Origin of the sequence: Streptomyces bobili (genome assembly GCF_002154575.1) — a bacterium.
Lineage (GTDB): Bacteria > Actinomycetota > Actinomycetes > Streptomycetales > Streptomycetaceae > Streptomyces > Streptomyces bobili.
Map to the genome: position 1 here is coordinate 1 of NZ_MUBA01000703.1, position 1,812 is coordinate 1,812.

Annotated in this window: 2 protein-coding genes; both read right to left on the reverse strand. The window is 70.4% G+C overall.

The annotated features are described in order from the left end of the window. A partial coding sequence (locus tag BZL64_RS36420) for an acyltransferase family protein (RefSeq protein ID WP_143663420.1) occupies positions 1–318 on the reverse strand: 318 nt, incomplete at its 3' end. Between the two features lie 39 nt (positions 319–357). Beyond that, on the reverse strand, positions 358–1,812 hold a 1,455-nt coding region (locus tag BZL64_RS36425), incomplete at its 5' end, for a glycosyltransferase family 2 protein (RefSeq protein ID WP_244205753.1).

Sequence of the window (1,812 nt, forward strand, 5' to 3'; positions counted from 1 at the left end):
GATCCGCCGGTCCGGCATCCAGCCGTGCACCAGCATCGCCACGACCACGAAGGCACCCCAGAACCAGAACGGCGGCAGGAGCCTGCGGAACCGGCCCCGCACCACCTTGAGCGCCGGGCGTTCCAGGGACTTCGCCATGAGTGTGCCGGCCAGCCCGAACATGACGCCCATGGAGGGGAAGACCAGTCCCGCCCAGGCCCAGCCGAACGTGTGGTAGGCGACGACGCGGAGTAGCGCGAGGGCGCGGAGGCCGTCGAAGTAGCGGTCGCGACCGGGAGCCAGGGGCGTGGGAGAGCCGGCGGTGGGGGCGTCCGCCACCGCCGGCCGCCGGACCGTGCCCCTGCTGTGCGCCCCCACTCAGCTCACCCCGGCCGGGGTCCCGACTTCGCCGGTCCTCTTCAGCTTCTGCCAGCGCAGGCGACCGCCGGTCAGGGCGGTGACGCAGGAGTGGATGAGGACGAGGTACATCATCTGCCGGTAGGCGAGCTGCTGGAGCGGCATCATCAGCAGGTAGCGGTACTTCTCGCCGTCGAGCCGGAAGGCGTACGCGGCGCAGACGAGCTGGACGCACAGGACCGCGAGCCAGGCCAGCAGGGCCGCCTTGAAGTCGATGAAGATCATCGAGTAGGCGGTGAACACGTCGATCAGCGGTGCGAAGACCGGCGTGACGATCTGGAAGAGGACGACCAGCGGCATGCCGACGCGCCCGAAGCGCCCCGAAGGCCCCTTGTCCGTCAGGGACTTGCGGTGCTTCCAGAGGGCCTGCATGGTGCCGTAGGACCAGCGGTAGCGCTGGGACCACAGCTGCTTGAGGGAGCCGGGGGCCTCCGTCCAGGCGCGGGCGTGCTCCTGGTAGACGACGTTCCAGCCCGCGCGGTGCATGGCGATGGTGATGTCGGTGTCCTCGGCGAGGGTGTCCTCGCTCATGCCACCGACCTCCAGGACGGCGTCCCGGCGGAAGGCGCCGATCGCGCCGGGGATGGTCGGCATGCAGCGCAGCAGGTCGTACATGCGGCGGTCGAGGTTGAAGCCCATCACGTACTCGATGTGCTGCCAGGCTCCGATGATCGTGTCGCGGTTGCCGACCTTGGCGTTGCCGGCGACCGCGCCGACCTTCGGGTCGGCGAACGGCTGGACGAGCCGGCGTACGGTGTCGGGCTCGAAGACGGTGTCGCCGTCCATCATCACGACGATGTCGCAACTGGCGTTGCGCACACCGTTGTTGAGGGCGGCGGGCTTGCCCGCGTTCTCCTGGCGGATGACGCGGACGTTCGTCATGCCGAGGGCCTCGGCGGCCTCGCGGGAGATCTCGGACGTGCCGTCGGTCGAGCCGTCGTCCACGATGATGATCTCGATCGGATGGGTGCTGCGCGCCAGCGATTCGAGGGTGTTGGCGATGCACTCCTTCTCGTTGTACGCCGGGACGATCACGCTGACCGGCCGGGTGACGTCCGGTCCCCAGCTGAAGCGGCCTCTGTTGCGTTTCCTGTGGTGGCGGCGGGCGAGGATCAGCATCATCCCGAAGCGGCCCATGACGGCCACGCCCACGACGGCCAGCCCGACGGAGAGCGTCGGCACCGTCCACTCGGCGACGGTGACCGCCGCGACGAGCGCCTTGCCCTCGTACAGGGTCAGGCCGGTGGCCTCCCGGTGCGCGGCCTGAAGCCGGCCGTCGGCCCCACCGTCCCCAGCGTCCGCACCGTCGGTCCCACCGTCCGCACCGTCGGTCCCACCGTCCGCACCGTCGGCGCCTGCTCCACCGGTCTCGCCACCGGGCAGAGTGCCGGCCTGCTGCCCGGTGGCGAGACCGGT